Genomic DNA, 15,836 nt, shown 5'->3' on the forward strand with positions numbered 1-15,836 from the left:
CATGCTGCTCTGGCTCGCTCATTATTTCCAGGACGACATTGGCCCATTGCGGGTCTTTAACTTCATCACTTTCCGCGCCGTCTTCGCCACCCTGACGGCGATTTTGATCGGCCTGTGCGCCGGTCCCGCCGTGATCCGCATGCTCACGCGCATGAAAGTCGGCCAGGCCGTGCGCACGGACGGTCCGCAGACGCATCTGAAAAAACACGGCACGCCCACCATGGGCGGTGTGCTGATCCTGATCGCCATCGGCATTTCCACCCTGCTGTGGGCCGATCTGTCGAACCGCTTTATCTGGCCAGTGCTGATTGTCACGCTGGGCTTTGGCGCCGTCGGCTGGGCCGACGACTATCGCAAGGTGGTGCACCAGGACCCGGAAGGCATGCGCTCGCGCGAAAAGTACTTCTGGCAGTCGCTGATCGGCATCGTCGCCGCCTTCTACCTGGCGTTTTCCGTCTCCGTGTCGGAACCCGACGCGGGCCACGTGTGGAATCTGATCTACGCCTGGGTGCAGTCCGGCTTTGCCATGGACTTGCCGCCCAAGGCCGATCTGATAGTGCCCTTCTTTAAAACCATCAGCTATCCGCTGGGCGTGTGGGGCTTCATCGCGCTGACCTACTGCGTCATCGTCGGCACCAGCAATGCCGTCAACTTTACGGACGGTCTCGATGGCCTGGCCATCATGCCGACCGTGATGGTGGGCACGGCCCTGGGCCTGTTCGCCTACCTGACGGGCAACGCGACCTATGCGCGCTACCTGTTCATCCCGCACATCCCGGGTGCCGGCGAACTGGTGATCTTCTGCGGCGCGCTGGCCGGTTCCGGCCTGGCCTTCCTCTGGTATAACACGCACCCTGCGAAAGTGTTCATGGGCGACGTGGGCGCGCTGGCACTGGGTGGCGCGCTGGGCACCGTCGCCGTCATCGTCCGCCAGGAAATCGTCCTGTTCATCATGGGCGGCATCTTCGTTGTCGAAACGCTGTCCGTGATTATCCAGGTCGTCTGGTTCAAGTACACCAAGAAGCGCTATGGCGCTGGCCGCCGCGTTTTCCTGATGGCGCCACTGCATCATCATTTTGAACAAAAAGGCTGGAAAGAGACGCAGGTTGTCGTGCGTTTCTGGATCATCACCATGATGCTGGTGCTGCTCGGCCTGACCACCTTGAAGCTGCGCTGATGATGTACGACGCTAAAACCGCACTGGTACTGGGCCTCGGGGAGTCGGGCCTGGCCATGGCCCTGTGGTTGGCCCGCGGCGGTGCGGTCGTGCGCGTGGCTGATACGCGCGAGGCACCAGAGCGCCTGGCCGCGCTGCAGGCCGCCGTGCCGCCGGCGCAATTCATCGCCGGCGCCTTCACGGCCGACCTGCTCGATGGCGTCGATTTCGTCGCCGTCAGTCCCGGCCTGGCGCCGCAGCGCGAACTGGCGCATATTGCGCCGGCCGCCCTGGAAAAAAATATCCCCGTGTGGGGCGAGATCGAACTGTTCGCGCAGGCGCTGGCAGCGTTGAAGGCGGAGCGCGGCTATGCGCCGAAAGTGATCGCCATCACGGGCACCAACGGCAAGACGACGGTGACCAGCCTGGTAGGCCTGCTGTGCGAACGCGCAGGCCTTGTCACGCGCGTTGCCGGCAATATCAGCCCGGCGGCGCTGGACGTGCTGCGCGAGGTGCTCGATGCGGAACCGACGCCGCTGCCGGTCGATGCAGAAGCTGAAGCGGCGGAACCCGTCGCCAGCACCTTGCCGCAAGCGTGGATACTGGAACTGTCCAGCTTCCAGCTGCACACGACGTTCAGCCTGCAGGCCGATGCGGCCACGGTATTGAATCTGTCGCAGGATCACTTGGACTGGCACGGCGACATGGCCGCTTATGCGAGCGACAAGGCACGCATCTTCGGCGACCAGACCGTGCGCGTCCTGAACCGCGACGATGCCGCCGTGATGCACATGGCCGATCCGCTTGCGGAAACCATCACCTTCGGTACGGGCGAGCCGCTTGACGTGGACAGCTTTGGCCTGGTCAATGAACGGGGCATCTTCTGGCTGGCGCAAGCCGTGCCCAGTGAAGAAGTCATCGAGAAAAAACGCAGGAAGAACGATCCGGCACCGGAACCGGTGCCGACGATGGCAAAGAAACTGATGCCGGCCGACGCGCTGAAAATCCGTGGTCAGCACAATGCCTCGAATGCGCTGGCGGCGCTGGCCCTGTGCCGCGCCATCGGCCTGCCATTCGCGCCACTGCTGCACGGCTTGCGCGAATACCAGGGCGAGCCGCACAGGGTGGAACTGATCACGGCCGTCAATGAAGTCGAATACTACGATGACAGCAAGGGCACCAACGTGGGCGCGACAGTGGCTGCGCTGTTCGGCCTGGGCAAGGCGTTTGGCGGCTCGGAACAGCGCCTGGTGCTGATCGCCGGCGGCGACGGCAAGGGACAGGATTTCTCGCCGCTGGCTGAACCCGTATCGCGCTACGTGCGTGCCGTGGTACTGATCGGCCGCGACGCGCCAGCACTACGTACGGCCCTGGAGCCGGCGGGCGTGGACATCATCGACTGCGCCACCTTGCCGGAAGCGGTGCAGCGCGCCAGCAGCCTGGCCCTGGCCGGCGATGCCGTGCTGCTGTCGCCCGCATGCGCCAGCCTGGACATGTTCAAGAACTATGCACACCGCGCGCAGGTATTTGTCGACGCCGTGCGCGACATTGCCCTGGAAAACGGACAGGATATCTGATGGCCTTCCAACTGCCCTTCAGCTTTGGTTCCGGCTCGGCTGCCAAGCCGCTGGATAGCCGCGCGCGGCAATCGAAGATGATGGACTATGACAAGCCGCTGGTGTGGGTTGTCCTGCTGCTCATGTTGCTGGGCATGGTGATGGTGTATTCGGCCTCGATCTCGCTGTCGGACGCGCGCAAGTTCGCCGCTTACACGAATAATTATTTCGTCGTGCGCCAGGCGCTGTTCATCGGCGTGTCGATCATCGTCGGCGCGATGGTGTTCCGCATCCCCGTAGCCACCTGGCAAAAGATGGCGCCATGGCTCTTCATCGGCACCCTGGTGCTGCTGGTGATGGTGCTGATACCTGGCCTGGGCGTGTCGGTCAACGGCGGTCGCCGCTGGCTGAACCTGCCGGGCCTGCGGCCGCAGCCGTCCGAGCTGATGAAGGTGGTGATGGTGCTGTACGCCGCCGATTACACGGTGCGCAAGCAGGAATACATGCACAAGCTGACCAAGGGCTTCATGCCGATGGCGCTGGCCGTCAGCTTCGTCGGCCTGCTGCTGCTGATGGAGCCCGACCTGGGTGCTTTCGGCGTGATCGTCTGCATCGCCATGGGCATTCTGTTTTTGGGCGGCGTCAACGCCATCTGGTTCGGCGGCATCGGCGCCATGCTGACGGCGATTTTCGTCACCATCATCGCTTTGTCGAAATTCCGCCGCGAGCGGTTTTTTGCGTATCTCGATCCGTGGCAGGAAGACAATGCGCTCAACAAGGCCTACCAGCTGACGCACTCGCTGATCGCCTTCGGGCGCGGCGAACTGTTTGGCGTGGGCTTGGGCGGCAGCGTGGAAAAACTGCATTACCTGCCCGAAGCGCATACGGACTTTTTACTGGCAGTGATCGGCGAGGAACTGGGACTGGTGGGCGTGCTGATCGTGATCGGCATGTTCTACTGGATTATCAAGCGCGCCTTCGATATCGGCCGCCAGGCGATCGCCATCGACCAGACCTTCGCGGGCCTGACGGCGAAAGGCATCGCCATCTGGATCGGCGTGCAGACCTTCATCAACATGGGCGTGAACCTGGGCCTGCTGCCGACCAAGGGGCTGACCTTGCCCCTGATGAGTTATGGCGGCACGGGCGTACTGATTAACTGTATCGGCCTGGCGATCTTGCTGCGCATCGATTACGAAAACCGGATCCTGATGCGCGGAGGCCGGCTATGAACAACGTGACGAACTTGAAAACGACGAAAAGACTGATGATCATGGCGGCCGGTACCGGCGGCCATATTTTCCCGGGCCTGGCGATTGCGCAGACGATGCGCGCGCGCGGCTGGGAAGTGAGCTGGCTGGGCACGACCCACGGCATGGAACAGGAACTGGTGCCGAAAAGCGGTATTCCGATGGATGCCATTGCGTTCTCCGGCATGCGCGGCAAGGGCCTGGCGCATACGGTCAAAGGCGGCTTCAAGATGCTGGCCAGCTTTTTTGCCATCCGCCGTTTCATCGCCAGTCGCAAGCCGGACGTGGTGATGGGCATGGGCGGCTACGTCACCGTGCCGGGCGGCCTGATGGCGCGCCTGAAGGGCGTGCCGCTGGTGCTGGTCAATGCTGACGCGGCGTTGCTGCTGTCGAACAAGACGCTGGCGCCACTGGCACAAAAGATTTGTTTCGGTTTCCCCGCCGATTTCGGCAGCGCTGCGGGCAAGGCCGTCGTCACGGGCAATCCCGTGCGCGCGGAGATCCTCGCCATGGCGCCGCCGGCGTCCCGCTTTGCGGGCCGCAGCGGGCCGCTGCGCATCCTGGTGGTGGGCGGCAGCCTGGGCGCGAAAGCGCTGAACGACAATCTGCCCGCTGCGCTGGCCTTGATGCCGGAGGGCGAACGTCCGCTGGTGACGCACCAGTCGGGCAAGAAGAATATCGACGCCCTGCATGCCGCGTATGCGCAGGCGGGCGTGCGCGCCAATGTGGTCGATTTCATCGACGACATGGCCAAGGCGTATACCGAGGCCGACCTGGTGATTTGCCGCGCTGGCGCCATTACCCTGTCGGAATTGACGGCGGCCGGCGTGGCCAGCGTGCTCGTGCCGCTGGTGGCGTCGACCACCAGTCACCAGCGCGACAATGCGCAATGGATGGCGAAGCAGGGCGCGGCGATTCATTTGCCGCAGACGGAAATGAGTGCGGCGTCGCTGAGCGCGATGCTGGCGTCTTTGACGCGCGACAGCTGCCAGCAGATGGCGCAAGCGGCACTGGCAGCAGGCAAACGCGACGCCAATGAGGCGATCGCAAACGTATTGGAAAAATTGGCATGAGGTTAGCTCTGTGAAGCATAAAGTAAACAATATCCACTTTGTCGGCATTGGCGGCAGCGGCATGAGCGGCATCGCCGAAGTGCTGGTCAACCTGGGCTACAAGGTGTCGGGCTCCGACCTGGGCAGCAATGCGGCGACGCAGCGCCTGGCGAGCCTGGGCGCGACTGTCATGCTCGGCCACGCGGCCGAGAACATCGGCGACGCTGATGCGGTCGTGACGTCGGGCGCCGTCCCGCAAGACAATCCGGAAGTGGTGGCTGCGCGTGCGCGCAAGATCCCGCTGGTGCCGCGCGCCGTGATGCTGGGTGAATTGATGCGTTTGAAACGCGGCATCGCCATCGCCGGCACGCACGGCAAGACGACGACCACCAGCCTGGTCGCTTCAGTGCTGGCGCAGGGCGGCCTCGATCCTACTTTTGTGATCGGTGGACGCCTGACCAGCGCCGGCGCTAACGCAAAATTAGGTTCGGGCGACTACCTGGTGGCCGAGGCCGATGAGTCGGATGCCTCGTTCCTGAACCTGACGCCGATGATCGAAGTGATCACGAATATCGACGCCGATCACATGGATACCTACGAGCACGATTTCGAAAAGCTCAAGCAGGCGTTCGTGCAGTTCACGCACCGTCTGCCTTTCTATGGCCGCGCCATGCTGTGCATCGACGATCCGCACGTACGCGCCATTATCCCGTTCGTCACCAAGCCGGTCACCACCTATGGTTTCGCGGAAGAAGCCGAAGTGCGCGCCATCAATGCGCGTGCCGTGGGTCTGGAAATGCATTTCACGGTACTGCAGGAAGGCTATCCTGATCTCGACGTGGTGTTGAACCAGCCTGGTATGCACAATGTGCAAAATGCCTGCTCGGCGATCGCCATCGCGCGCGAAATTGGCATCGCCGATAGTGCGACGCAGCAGGGCCTGGCCGAATTCTCCGGCGTGGGCCGGCGTTTCACGCGCTATGGCGATGTGGCGCTGCCGAACGGCGGCACCTTTGCGCTGGTCGACGATTTCGGCCACCATCCGGTGGAAACGGAAGTGACCCTGGCCGCTGCACGCGCCGCCTATCCTGGCCGCCGCCTGGTGCTGGCTTTCCAGCCGCACCGCTACAGCCGCACGCGCGACCTGTTCGAGGATTTCGTCAAGGTGCTCGGTGCGCCCGACGTGCTGCTGCTGTCCGAAGTGTATGCGGCAGGCGAAGCGCCTATCGTCGCCGCCGATGGCCGCGCCCTGGCGCATGCGCTGCGCGCGCGCGGCAAGATCGAACCGATTTTCGTCGAGTCCATGACGGACATGGCCGACACCATCATGAGCGTGGCGCGCGACGGTGACGTCGTGCTGACCATGGGCGCGGGTTCCATCAGCGGTATCCCGCAACAACTGACTACGTATCCATCCAACACTGTAAAGGCCTGATGTGAACCAAACTTCAGCTATCGACGTAAAACAATTGGGCAAGGTCGGCGTCCTGTTCGGCGGCAGTTCGGCCGAGCGCGAAGTGTCGCTGATGTCCGGCACGGGCGTGCTGGCCGCGCTGCAAAGCCGTGGCGTGGACGCGCATGCGTTCGACACGGGCGAACGCAGCCTGGCCGAATTGGCCGCTGAAAAATTTGACCGCGTCTTCATCGCGCTGCACGGCCGCTTCGGCGAAGACGGCAGCCTGCAGGGCGCGCTCGAGCAATTGGGCATTCCCTACACGGGCAGCGGCGTCATGGCCTGCGCGGTGGGCATGGACAAGGTCTATACCAAGATGATCTGGCTGATGCACCAGTTGCCGACGCCAAAGTACGCGGTGCTGGATGACAGCTCCGACCTGGCCAAGGTGGCCGCGGAACTGGGCTTGCCGCTGATCGTCAAGCCGCCGCACGAAGGCTCGAGCATCGGCATCACCACGGTTAACGAAGCATCGGCCTTCCAGGCGGCCTACGATATCGCCGCCGGCCTCGATGATTCGGTGCTGGCCGAGGAATTCATCAAGGGCCGCGAATTTACCGTGGCGATCCTGGGCCAGGGCGCCACGGCGCGCGCGCTGCCGCCGATTGAAATCGTCGCGCCGCAAGGCAATTATGATTACCAGAACAAGTACTTCACGGACGACACGCAGTATTTTTGTCCGCCGCAGCTGGACCTGGCGATCGTGGCGGAAATGGAGCGCATCGCCGTGGCAGCCTACCGTGCCCTCGGCTGCGAAGGCTGGGGACGCGTGGACGTGCTGATGCGCGCGGCCGACAGCAAGCTGTTCCTGCTGGAAGTGAATACCTCGCCCGGCATGACCAGCCACTCGCTGGTGCCGATGGCGGCGCGCGCGGTGGGCATCAGCTATGAAGACCTGTGCCTGGAAATCGTCGCTGGCGCGCGTCTGAAAATGCACAAGGGACAGCACTGATATGTGGCATGACGCTAAAAGCCTCAATACGACTGCCAACGGCTTGCTGGCCGCGGTTCTGGTCGTGTGCGTGGCCGCCGGCGTCTGGTGGGTGTCGCAGCGTCCCATGTTCGACCTGCGCACGATCAAGGTGGAAAGCGCGGACGACAAGGGCCTGCGCCACGTGAATTACCTGACCCTGCGTAGTGGGACGCTGGGCCGCATCAAGGGCAATTTTTTCACGACCAACCTTGAAAGCGTACGCAGCGTGTTCGAATCGGTGCCTTGGGTGCGGCGTGCCAGCGTGCGACGCGAGTGGCCGAACCAGCTGATCGTGGCGCTGGAAGAGCATGAAGCGCTGGGAACCTGGGGCGAGGATGGACGCCTGCTGTCGGTGAAGGGCGACGTGTTTACGGCCAATGTGGCCGAAGCCGAAGATGACCATGAATTGCCTGCCTTCGCCGGCCCCGATGGCAGCGAGAAGGAAGTACTGGCCACCTATGTGCAGCTGGCAAAGTGGTTTTCACCGCTGAAGATGGTGCCGGAAACCCTGTCGCTGTCGAGCCGCTATGCATGGACCGTGAAACTGGATAATGGCATGAGCGTGGCGCTGGGGCGCGAGCAGAATCATACGACACTGAAGGCGCGGGTCGACCGGCTGGTGGGTATCTACCCGCAGTTGGCGAGCCGGCTGGAAAATATCGACACGATCGATATGCGCTACCAGAATGGCCTGGCGCTCAGTTCCGCCGGCCTGGTGATACCGGCCGAAGGCAAGGACGGCAAGCCGGCAGCGGCAATCAAGAAGAAAAATGGCAGTCCGATTAAAAAACCGACTTAACTTAATAATCAATTTAACAATAGCCCAAAAAACTAGGCGACAGAAATGACAAAAGACGCGAAAAACCTGATCGTCGGCCTCGACATCGGCACCTCGAAAGTGGTGGCGGTGGTAGCCGAAGTGATGTCCGACGGGCGCCACGAAGTGATCGGGCTGGGCCAGCACGAATCGAAGGGCCTGAAAAAAGGCGTGGTGGTCAACATCGAGGCCACGGTGGAGTCTATCCAGCGCGCGCTGGAAGAGGCCGAGCTGATGGCCGACTGCAAGATCCGCAATGTCTACGCGGGCATTGCGGGCAGCCATATCCGCAGCTTCAATTCCAGCGGCATGGTGGCCATCAAGGACAAGGAAGTGACGGCCACCGACGTAGCGCGCGTCATCGAGACGGCAAAAGCGGTTAACATTCCGACCGATCAGCAATTGCTGCACACGGTGCCGCAAGAGTTCATCGTCGACAGCCAGGAAGATGTGCGCGAGCCTATCGGCATGAGTGGCATCCGCCTGGAGGTAAAGGTGCATATCGTCACCGGCGCCGTGTCGGCAGTGCAGAACATCGTCAAGTGCGTGCGCCGCTGCGGCCTGGAAGTGTCGGACCTGATCTTGCAGCCGATGGCGTCCGCCGATGCGGTGCTCACGCCCGATGAGAAGGAGCTGGGCGTGGTGCTGATCGACATCGGCGGCGGCACGACCGATGTGGCGGTATTCTCCGATGGCGCGATCCGCCATACGGCAGTCATCCCCATCGCCGGCGACCAGATCACCAACGACATCGCCATGGCCTTGCGTACCCCGACCGCGGAAGCGGAAGAAATCAAGATCCGCTATGGCGTGGCCAAGCAGGTCCTGGCCGATCCCGGCGAATCGCTGGAAGTTCCAGGCCTGGGTGACCGCGGCCCCCGCAACCTGTCGCGCCAGGCGCTGGCGGCAGTGATCGAGCCGCGCGTCGAGGAGCTGTTCGCGATGGTGCACCAGGTGGTGCGTGAATCCGGTTATGAAGGCGTGCTGTCGTCGGGCATTGTGCTCACGGGCGGCACCTCCATCATGCCTGGCATGGTGGAAATGGCAGAAGATATTTTCCTGAAACCGGCGCGCCTGGGCACGCCCGAGTATCGGGGTCAGCTGGCCGACGTGGTGCGCAGTCCGCGCTATGCCACGGTATTGGGCCTGCTGCTGGAAGCGAAGAAGCAATACCTGCGCGGCCACATCGTGACGCGTCAGGACGGCTCGGTGAAGGCAGTCTGGCAGCGCATGAAGGAATGGTTTTTAGGGAATTTTTAAGGGCATGATTTTCGCCCGGCAGCACAGGCTTTTTGGCAGCATCGCAGGTATACACACATAACTTTATTTTATATTTAACCGCAGTTTTCAATCTCCAGTTCTCCTACCAATATGAGGCCTGGCGCTTGGAAACCGCATCTGATAGGAGCACATCATGGAGTTCGATATGGTCGATAACACAGCTTTAGGTACCGTCATCAAGGTCGTCGGCGTCGGCGGTGCGGGTGGCAATGCAGTCCAACACATGATCAACAAAGGCATGTCGGGTGTGGAGTTCATTGCCGCCAACACCGACGCACAGGCCCTGTCGACATCGAAGGCCCACAACATCATCCAGATCGGCGATACCGGTCTGGGTGCCGGCATGAAGCCTGCCGTCGGCCGCCAGCTGGCCGAAGAATCGCGCGCGCGCATCGCCGATGCGCTGCGCGGCGCGCACATGGTCTTCATCGCCGCCGGCATGGGCGGCGGCACGGGCACGGGCGCCGCTCCTATCGTGGCCGAAGTGGCCAAGGAACTGGGCGCGCTGACGGTCGCCGTGGTCTCCAAGCCATTCTCGTACGAAGGCCAGAAGTGCATGGACATCGCCGACGAAGGCCTGGAGCAGCTGTCCCTGCACGTCGATTCGCTGATCATCATCCTCAATGAAAAGCTGGAAGAGATCTACGAAGACGAAAGCATGCTGGAATGGATGCAGCACGCCGATGATGTGCTGAACAACGCGGTGGCCGGCATTGCCGAGATTATCAACGTGCCGGGCCATATCAACGTCGACTTCAATGACGTGAAAACCATCATGGGCGAGCAGGGCAAGGCCATGATGGGCACGGCGACCGCTTCCGGCGTCGACCGCGCGCGCATCGCCGCCGAACAGGCTGTCGCTTCGCCGCTGTTGGATGGCATTGATCTCTCTGGCGCGCGCGGCGTGCTGGTCAACGTCACGGCCAGCCGTGGCCTGAAGGGTAAAGAGATCAAGGAAGTCATGGCTGCCGTGCGCGCGTTTGCCGCGCCGGACGCGTCGATCGCGCAAGGTATCGCCTACGACGACGCCATGGGCGACGACATCCGCGTTACCGTGGTGGCCACGGGCCTGGGCCGCGCGAAGAAAAACATCCAGTTGGTGCCACAGCAAGTGCTGCGCACCGGCACCCACAACAGCCCGTTGACCCCGTCGGCAGCGATGGGTAGCGCGCAGGCAGCGACGACCACCGTGGGCGTAGCCACGCCGGCAGCCGGTTTCGACGGCATGAAGGCGCCGGCAGTATGGCGCCGCGAATCGGCTTCCGAGCAGGTGCGCGCGATGGAAAAGAATGGCATGGAAACCTACGATATCCCGGCATTCCTGCGCAAACAGGCTGATTAAGGTGATCTGATGTCAGCAAACACGACGGCGGCCTGAGGGCCGCCGTTTTTTTTGCCGATTTTTGACTTTTGCCTTTGCCTTTCCGGCCACTTTCTGCACAAATACGGCAAGTCAGGCATACTATCGCGCAGTGTCGGCATCGCGCCGGCAGAACCAGATCACGGGCGCTGTCCGCAGCATGGCGCGGGCGGCGTCCTTAACCGACAGTACACAAGGAGTCAACATGACCATCAAGATCGGCGACACCCTGCCAGAAGGCACCCTGGCTGAATTCATCGAAAGCGAAACCGAAGGTTGCGCACTGGGCCCGAACACGTTCAACGTGCAAGACCTGGTCAAGGGCAAGAAGATCGCCATCTTCGGCCTGCCAGGCGCCTACACCCCGACCTGCTCCGCACAGCACGTGCCAGGTTACGTGCAGCACGCTGCCGACCTGAAAGCCAAAGGCGTCGATGAAATCTGGTGCATCTCCGTCAACGACGCGTTCGTGATGGGCGCCTGGGGCCGCGACCAGAAAGCCACCGGCGTGGTGCGCATGATGGCTGACGGCAATGCCGCCTATAGCAAGGCCCTGGGCCTGGACGCCGATTTTTCCAAGCACGGCATGGGCACGCGCTCGCAGCGCTACTCGATGCTGGTCGACAATGGCGTCGTGACGCAATTGAACGTCGAGCAGGGTGGCAAGTTTGAAGTGTCGAATGCCGAGACGCTGCTGGGCCAGCTGGCTTAAGCGTTTCTTGTTCGCATGAAAACGGCGCCATCGGCGCCGTTTTTTTATTGCACCTGCGGTTTGCTCGCCTCGAACATGGCTGCATCGATGCTGAACGAATAATCGTCCTGCAGCGCGAAATAGCTGCGCGCTTCCTCGGGCGCGCCATCGAACAGGTTGCGGATGGCCGCCACTCTTTCGGCGGGCGTGCGCATGCGTGCCACCCACTCGTCAAACTGCATGGTCAGTTTCCACACGCTGCGTAAGCTGTGCGTAAAGCCAGCGTTATCGAATTTGGCGCCCCATTCGCAGGTACGGTAGTCGCGCACGTGGGAAGCGTCGCGCAGCATTTCCACCGTCTGCAAGGTGCTGTCGTACAGGGCCGTCTTGGGCGCGACGATGTCGACCACCAGCAAGGTGCCGTTCGGGCGCAGCACGCGCCAGGCTTCGGCCAGCGCTGCCGTCACGTCGTTCCAGTGGTGCGCGGAAAAGCGCGTGACGACCATGTCGAAGCTGGCGTCGGCAAACGGCAGGCGCGCCACGTCGCCCTGTTGCGTGCTGATGTTGTGCAAGCCCCGCTGCACCCTGGCGCAGTCCACCACGTCGAGCATGGGTTGCGCCAGGTCGTAGGCGACGACCGAGTGCGCCACGGGGGCGACGGCGAAGCTGGCGTGGCCGGCGCCGCAGCCCAGGTCCAGCACGACCGGCTTGCCATGGCGGCGCGCGCATTCCTGCATCAGCACCAGGTCGGCGCCTTGCGCGTGTACGGCGCTGCTCAGGTAGGCATTGGCCGTCTTGCCAAACTGTTCGGTAACAACATCGTGCTGCTGCATGGTTTTCTCCTGTTGATGGATGAGTTCCTGCAGAATAAGGATAAAATTATCCTGTAACAAGACCATAACTTATACTGGTATATCAACTACCATGCAGGCATCTCATGTCGAATAAACTCGCTGAATTCATCCGCGCCCGGCGCGAAGCCGTCACGCCCGCCATGGCTGGTTTGCCCGGTGGCGGGCGGCGGCGCACGCCGGGATTGCGGCGCGAAGAGCTGGCGCAGCTGTGCGAGGTCAGCCCCACCTGGCTGACGTGGCTGGAGCAGGGGCGGCCCGTGTCGGCCTCGGCCAAGATGCTGGCCCGCCTGGCGCAGGTGCTGCGACTGAGCGCTGCCGAGCGCGCCTATCTGTTCGAAGTGGCCGACAAGCATGACCCCAGCCATGGCACAGGCGAGGGCGGAAGGCCTGCAGCCGTCGAACTGGCTGCCATCGTCGCCGCCATCGATGCGCCTGCGTACATCCTGGACCGGGAATGGAATGCCGCGGCGTGGAACGGGGCGGCGTCCGCGCTGTTTGCCGGCTGGCTGCATGACGACGCGGCTGCGCCGAACCAGCTGCGCTTCATGTTCCTGCGACCTGGAGCGCGTGACCTAGTCATCGGCTGGCCCGAGCGGGCGCAGCGCCTGGTGGCGGAGTTCCGCGCCGATATCGGCCGGCAGGCGGACCAGGCGCCGCTGGCCGGCCTGATCGCCGAACTGGCCGAGGCCAGCCTTGAATTTCGCCAGTGGTGGGGCGCGCAGCAGGTGCAGGGCCGCGACGGCGGATTGCGCCAGTTCCAGCATCCACAACAGGGCCTGCTGGAGTTCAATCAGGTGACCTTGCACCTGGCACGCCAGCACGACTTGAAACTGGTGATGCTGTTGCCGGTGTCATAAGGTAAACGGTCGCGCTTGCTATAATCGGGCTGACGGTGTGGCCTTGCCAACCGGTCCTGGCTCCGGCCGTCGCCATGATGACGGTCCCGTTCTTTTGCCCGGAGTCTGTCCTGATACCCCGCAACCAAAACCTGCGCAGCATCTATGTGATGCTGGTCGCGGTCGCCATGTTTTCCCTGATGGACACGGCCATGAAGCTGCTGTCCGCCCATTATCCCCCCATGCAGGTGACGGCCTTGCGCGCCCTGTCGTCCCTGCCGCTCGTCTGTCTGTACCTGCTGTACCGCGGCGCCTTCAAGAACGTGCTGAAGGTGCGCTGGCCGCTGCACTTGCTGCGTGGCGCGCTGGGCGTGCTGATGATTACCCTGTTCGCCTACGGCTTGAAGCGCATGTCGCTGGCCGAGACGTATGCGCTGTTCTTCGTCGCCCCCTTGCTGATCACTGTCTTGTCGGTGTTTATCCTGAAGGAAAAAGTCGACCTGGCGCGCTGGTGCGCGATTGGCGTGGGTCTGCTGGGGGTGCTGGTGGCGCTGCGTCCGGATGGCTCGGGATTTTTCTCGCTGGCCGGCCTGGCCGTGCTGGGTTCTGCCGCCTGCTACGCCATTTCAGCCGTCACGGGGCGCATCCTGAGCCGCACGGACGCCAGCGAAAGCATGGTCTTCTGGCTGATGGTGATGATGGCCATCGGCGGCGTGGCCCTGTCGGCGCATGAGTGGGTGAGCATCCGGCGCGAAGACTGGTGGCTGCTGGCGGGCCTGTCTGTCAGCGGTTTCCTGGGGCAGCTGGCCATCACGGAGGCATTTCGCTTTGGCAAGGCGTCCAGCGTGGCGCCGTTCGAGTACTCGGCCCTGGCCTGGGGCATGGCCCTGGACTGGCTGTTGTGGCGCGCCTTGCCCGACCAATACACCTTGATCGGCGCGGCCATCATCATCGGCAGCGGGATTTACCTGGTACGGCGCGAAGCCGTGCACGCGGAAAGCGAACATCCGTGAGGAGCGGTTGTGGTATTTCTGGCGTGAACCATGCCGCGTCGCAACGAAAATCCGGCAAATAGATATAATCGATAGATGTTAAAACAACGCACTATCAAACAACAGGTCCGCACCATCGGTGTTGGTTTGCACTCTGGCACCAAGGTGGAACTGACCTTGCGTCCTGCCGCGATCGACACGGGTATCGTGTTTCGCCGCATCGACCTCGATCCCATCGTCGAGTTTCCCGCCAGCGCCATGGCCGTGGGCGATACGCGCATGGCGTCCGTGCTGATCAAGGATGGCGCCAGGGTGTCCACCGTGGAACATCTGATGTCGGCCGCGGCCGGCATGGGCATCGACAATATGGTGATCGACGTGAATGCGGAAGAGATTCCCATCATGGACGGTTCCGCCTCGTCCTTCGTCTACTTGCTGCAGCAGGCTGGCGTGGAAGAGCAGGCAGCGGCCAAGAAATTCATCAAGGTCATCAAGCCGGTGGAAGTGCGTCAGGGCAAGGGCAACGCCGAAAAATGGGCGCGGCTGTCGCCGTATGACGGCTTCAAGCTGGACTTTTTCATCGAGTTCAACCATCCTGCCGTCGATGGTACGATGCAGCGCGCCTCAGTCGATTTTGGCGACGTGTCATACGTGCACGACGTGGCGCGCGCGCGCACCTTTGGCTTCATGCAGGACGTGGAAAGCTTGCGCGGCATGGGCCTGGCGCGTGGCGGTTCGCTGGAAAATGCCATCGTCATGGACGAGTACCGCATCCTCAACGCCGATGGCTTGCGCTATGAAGACGAGTTTGTGCGCCACAAGATTCTTGACGCCATCGGCGACCTGTATCTGGTGGGCCACCCGCTGCTGGCCTATTACACCGCCCATAAATCGGGCCACGCGATGAATAATCTGCTGCTACTGGCACTGCTGGAACAGCCGGATGCGTATGAAATCGTCTCGTTCTCGACGAACGAGGCGGCGCCGCAGTCGTATCTCCGTCAAATGGAGCGCGAGTGGTCGCTTACCTGAGTTAATCTTTAGGTTCGCGGTGGTGGCGGACCATGTTGCGCAGCGCCGCGATCAGTTGTTCGTTCTGCTTCGATGCCGGCAGGGCGGTACTCAACTCTTCCAGGGCCGACATGGCTTTTTCCGGCAAGACCAGCGCCCGCGTATGCACGATGGGCGCGATGCTCTTGATCACTTGCACTTTCAGCTTGATGCCTGAGATCTGCCAGCCTTTCCTTTCCAGTTCCCCTTGCAATTTCGGTAATTGCTGCTTGAGCTTGGCCGCCAGCGCCGCGTTCGGCGTGGCCAGCACCAGTTGACCGCTCTCGAATTGCAAGATGTCGCAATGCTCGAACATCGCCGGCAAGGCCTTGGCACAGTCTTTTTGCAGGGCGGCCAGGCGTGTGACGGTGGGCATCAGGGACGCCATCGTCGCATTGCCGCGCAGAAAGTCGGTCGCGCCCGTGACGGCCGGGCCTGAACGGGCAAAGCCGTAGCCGCGGCGCGGTGCCGGAGAATAAGTGGGAGTTCGCATGGCCGAAACATAGCACACTCGC

The 15,836-nt window shown here is 62.4% G+C and carries 15 protein-coding genes; 13 read left to right on the top strand and 2 right to left on the bottom strand.

What is annotated here, in order from left to right; translation table 11 throughout:
• Position 1 precedes the first annotated feature (1 nt).
• The 10 genes from mraY to ACQ4W0_RS27950 all read left to right on the top strand — a co-directional run bounded on the left by mraY (position 2) and on the right by ACQ4W0_RS27950 (position 11,610).
• Positions 2-1,177: a phospho-N-acetylmuramoyl-pentapeptide-transferase gene (mraY, locus tag ACQ4W0_RS27905; protein WP_071079386.1), complete on the top strand. Its 1,176-nt coding sequence runs from the start codon at positions 2-4 to the stop codon at positions 1,175-1,177.
• The gene (gene murD / locus ACQ4W0_RS27910) at positions 1,177-2,733 is read left to right on the top strand and encodes a UDP-N-acetylmuramoyl-L-alanine--D-glutamate ligase (protein WP_436579693.1); all 1,557 of its coding nucleotides are present in this window, start codon (positions 1,177-1,179) and stop codon (positions 2,731-2,733) included. Before mraY ends, murD begins: the two co-directional genes overlap by 1 nt.
• Positions 2,733-3,944, top strand: a complete 1,212-nt coding sequence (gene ftsW / locus ACQ4W0_RS27915) for a putative lipid II flippase FtsW (protein WP_436579694.1) — start codon at positions 2,733-2,735, stop codon at positions 3,942-3,944. Before murD ends, ftsW begins: the two co-directional genes overlap by 1 nt.
• The gene (murG, locus tag ACQ4W0_RS27920; protein WP_436579695.1) at positions 3,941-5,035 is read left to right on the top strand and encodes an undecaprenyldiphospho-muramoylpentapeptide beta-N-acetylglucosaminyltransferase; all 1,095 of its coding nucleotides are present in this window, start codon (positions 3,941-3,943) and stop codon (positions 5,033-5,035) included. The genes ftsW and murG overlap by 4 nt, the downstream gene beginning before the upstream one ends.
• A 10-nt stretch (positions 5,036-5,045) precedes the next feature.
• The gene (gene murC, locus ACQ4W0_RS27925; RefSeq protein WP_436579696.1) at positions 5,046-6,449 is read left to right on the top strand and encodes a UDP-N-acetylmuramate--L-alanine ligase; all 1,404 of its coding nucleotides are present in this window, start codon (positions 5,046-5,048) and stop codon (positions 6,447-6,449) included.
• A gap of 1 nt (position 6,450) precedes the next feature.
• Positions 6,451-7,419: a D-alanine--D-alanine ligase gene (locus tag ACQ4W0_RS27930; RefSeq protein ID WP_436579697.1), complete on the top strand. Its 969-nt coding sequence runs from the start codon at positions 6,451-6,453 to the stop codon at positions 7,417-7,419.
• Position 7,420: 1 nt separating this feature from the next.
• Positions 7,421-8,239 carry a cell division protein FtsQ/DivIB gene (locus ACQ4W0_RS27935; protein ID WP_436579698.1) on the top strand — a complete coding sequence of 273 codons (819 nt, stop codon included), beginning with the start codon at positions 7,421-7,423 and terminating at the stop codon, positions 8,237-8,239.
• A 45-nt stretch (positions 8,240-8,284) separates the two neighbouring features.
• Positions 8,285-9,517, top strand: coding sequence for a cell division protein FtsA (gene ftsA / locus ACQ4W0_RS27940; protein ID WP_010394955.1), 1,233 nt, complete (start codon positions 8,285-8,287; stop codon positions 9,515-9,517).
• 154 nt (positions 9,518-9,671) lie between these two features.
• Positions 9,672-10,880, top strand: coding sequence for a cell division protein FtsZ (gene ftsZ, locus ACQ4W0_RS27945; protein WP_141171799.1), 1,209 nt, complete (start codon positions 9,672-9,674; stop codon positions 10,878-10,880).
• Positions 10,881-11,103: 223 nt separating this feature from the next.
• The gene (locus tag ACQ4W0_RS27950) at positions 11,104-11,610 is read left to right on the top strand and encodes a peroxiredoxin (protein ID WP_058050716.1); all 507 of its coding nucleotides are present in this window, start codon (positions 11,104-11,106) and stop codon (positions 11,608-11,610) included.
• A gap of 44 nt (positions 11,611-11,654) precedes the next feature.
• On the opposite strand, the gene ACQ4W0_RS27955 is transcribed toward ACQ4W0_RS27950, so the two are convergent.
• A complete protein-coding gene (locus ACQ4W0_RS27955; protein WP_436579699.1) occupies positions 11,655-12,422 on the bottom strand; it encodes a class I SAM-dependent methyltransferase in 768 nt (255 codons plus the stop codon).
• Positions 12,423-12,526: 104 nt separating this feature from the next.
• On the opposite strand from ACQ4W0_RS27955, the gene ACQ4W0_RS27960 reads away from it, so the two are divergent.
• The 3 genes from ACQ4W0_RS27960 to lpxC all read left to right on the top strand — a co-directional run bounded on the left by ACQ4W0_RS27960 (position 12,527) and on the right by lpxC (position 15,303).
• Positions 12,527-13,300 (top strand): helix-turn-helix transcriptional regulator, encoded by a 774-nt coding sequence (locus tag ACQ4W0_RS27960; protein WP_436579700.1) that lies wholly within the window; start codon positions 12,527-12,529, stop codon positions 13,298-13,300.
• Positions 13,301-13,449: 149 nt separating this feature from the next.
• Complete coding sequence (locus ACQ4W0_RS27965) at positions 13,450-14,292, top strand: DMT family transporter (RefSeq protein WP_436579728.1); 843 nt, start codon at positions 13,450-13,452, stop codon at positions 14,290-14,292.
• Positions 14,293-14,367: 75 nt separating this feature from the next.
• A complete protein-coding gene (gene lpxC / locus ACQ4W0_RS27970) occupies positions 14,368-15,303 on the top strand; it encodes a UDP-3-O-acyl-N-acetylglucosamine deacetylase (RefSeq protein ID WP_436579701.1) in 936 nt (311 codons plus the stop codon).
• Between the two features lies 1 nt (position 15,304).
• Here the strand turns inward: lpxC and ACQ4W0_RS27975 are convergent, their stop codons facing one another.
• Entirely contained in the window at positions 15,305-15,814 is a 510-nt protein-coding gene (locus tag ACQ4W0_RS27975) for a DciA family protein (RefSeq protein ID WP_099665424.1), read from the bottom strand.
• Positions 15,815-15,836: the final 22 nt, after the last annotated feature.

Origin of the sequence: Janthinobacterium breve (assembly GCF_051380895.1) — a bacterium.
Classification (GTDB): Bacteria; Pseudomonadota; Gammaproteobacteria; order Burkholderiales; family Burkholderiaceae_D; genus Janthinobacterium.